The organism is Ideonella azotifigens, from assembly GCF_006519715.1.
Lineage (GTDB): Bacteria > Pseudomonadota > Gammaproteobacteria > Burkholderiales > Burkholderiaceae_C > Ideonella > Ideonella azotifigens.
The window spans coordinates 1-1,948 of sequence record NZ_VIDT01000873.1; the positions used below are offsets into that span (position 1 = coordinate 1).

Consider the following 1,948-nt stretch of genomic DNA (forward strand, 5'->3'; position numbering starts at 1 on the left):
TCGTAGCCGTTCGTCACGCCGGCCTCGTGGTTGCCCGGCACCACCCAGCGCGGCGTCAGGTCCCACAGCTCCAGCTGCTCCTCGACCCGCCGCCGCACCGCCTCGCCGGCGACCACGCAGCCCAGCATCGTGGACGGTACGGCCAGCGAGCGCCAGTCCTGTTCGGCCAGCGTGTCGATGGTCTCCAGGAAGCGTGCGCCATGCGCCAGCACCGCGGCGCCGGGCTGCGGCGACGCGTACTGCGCCCATTTCAGCCGGGTGTTGCCGATGTCGATCGCCAGAAAACTCATGAAGCGAAGCGTAACAGGGCGGGCACGCGCAGCGTGTGCGGGTCATCGGCTGCGAAGCAGGTGTTCGCAGTGAAGGCAATCAAGTTCCCCTCACCTCGACTGCGCCACTGCTGCCTTTGCAGCTTGCAGACAAGCAATTGCCCTAACGCGCTTCGACCAAGCGGCCGAACGGCTCACCCGGAATACAATTCGACACAAAGCCGGATTCACCGGCAATACCGAAATTTTGATTGGCCGCCGGCCTCGTCGGCGGCTTGGATTGCCCGCCCCAGGGAGCGCGATCCAAAGAGGGAAGTTGCCCGCGGCCACGCTGCGGCGGGCAATGGAGGGACCCTGTCGTCATCCGGCAGGGTATAGCCGTCGACGGGCGTTAAACGTCGTATTCAACGTTTCAGGGTAATGCAATGAAATTAATTTCTATCTTGGTCGCCGTCGCTTCGCTCACGCTGGTGGGATGTGCATCCGTCAACATGGCACCCAAAGAGCAGTCCGAGAAGGCCAAGCAATTCGTCACGCCGTCTGCCGGCAACGCCGGGGTCTACTTGTATCGAGACAGCATGGTCGGCCAAGCCCTCAAGAAGGACTTGTGGGTGGACGGCAAGTGCGTGGGAGAAACCGCTCCAGACGTTTTCTTCTACACCGAAGTGGAAGGCGCGAAGTCGCACAAGTTTGACACCGAGTCTGAGTTCTCGCCCAACACGCTGGAACTGACCACCGAAGCCGGCCGCAATTACTTCATTCGCCAGTACATCAAGATTGGCGTCTTCGTGGGTGGTGCCGCACTGGAACTGATCCCGGAAGAACAGGGCAAGACCGCGGTGCGCAAGCTGAACATGGCCGTCCCCGGCAAGTGCAGCGCGGCACGATGAGGCCTGCGGCACGCATTGCATAAGGCGTGCCTTGATGGTCCTTTTCGCCAAGGCCCTCCATCCAGGGGCCTTGGCGAGCCACTACCTGAAGGCCGCTGGGTCGAGGTGGGCTCGGCCTCGAGGTGGAGATCATTCCGCGGCATTCAGAGCCGGCCAAGGGAAACCCCCAGGGTGCGCCAAGGGTTTGGCGAAGCGGCTGAGAGCCGGTCGGTGGCATGATTTCGATTGACGTTTACGTTAACGTCAATCGAGCCTTCAACCCACAGGCCCCACGAGATGACCGACCTCTCTGCCACCCACCAGGCACTCGCCCACTACAAGCCCACCCACAAGGTGCGCATCGTCACCGCCGCCAGCCTGTTCGACGGGCACGACGCCGCGATCAACATCATGCGGCGCATCCTGCAAGGCATGGGCGCCGAGGTCATCCACCTGGGGCACAACCGCTCGGTCGACGAAGTCGTCACCGCAGCGCTGCAGGAAGACGTGCAGGGAATCGCCGTCTCCAGCTACCAGGGCGGCCACACCGAATATTTCCGCTACATGGTCGAGCTGCTGAAGGCCCGCGGCGGCGAGCAGATCCAGGTGTTTGGCGGCGGCGGCGGCGTGATCGTGCCGCAGGAAATCAGCGCGTTGGCCGACGTCGGCGTGCGCATCTTCAGCCCGGAAGACGGCCAGCGCATGGGCCTGCAAGGCATGATCGGCGAGATGCTGATGCGCTGCGACCTGCGGCTGTCGGCCGACGCCGCAGGGCTGCTCGAAGCGCTGCAGTCCACCGACACCGCGAAA

Annotated in this window: 3 protein-coding genes; 2 read left to right on the top strand and 1 reads right to left on the bottom strand. The window is 63.6% G+C overall.

Annotated features, from left to right (window positions below):
- Positions 1-290: type III pantothenate kinase (locus FKP22_RS28690; protein ID WP_141291528.1), on the bottom strand; the 290-nt coding region annotated here is incomplete at its 3' end.
- A gap of 404 nt (positions 291-694) precedes the next feature.
- On the opposite strand from FKP22_RS28690, the gene FKP22_RS28695 reads away from it, so the two are divergent.
- Together FKP22_RS28695 and FKP22_RS28700 are read left to right on the top strand one after the other, a co-directional pair.
- Complete coding sequence (locus FKP22_RS28695; RefSeq protein ID WP_141291530.1) at positions 695-1,159, top strand: DUF2846 domain-containing protein; 465 nt, start codon at positions 695-697, stop codon at positions 1,157-1,159.
- 276 nt (positions 1,160-1,435) lie between these two features.
- A partial coding sequence (locus FKP22_RS28700) for a cobalamin B12-binding domain-containing protein (RefSeq protein ID WP_211361641.1) occupies positions 1,436-1,948 on the top strand: 513 nt, incomplete at its 3' end.

Bases quoted from the DNA above. Each gene is read 5' to 3' on its own strand.
- FKP22_RS28695 (WP_141291530.1), top strand. From the start codon at position 695: ATGAAATTAATTTCTATCTTGGTCGCCGTCGCTTCGCTCACGCTGGTG.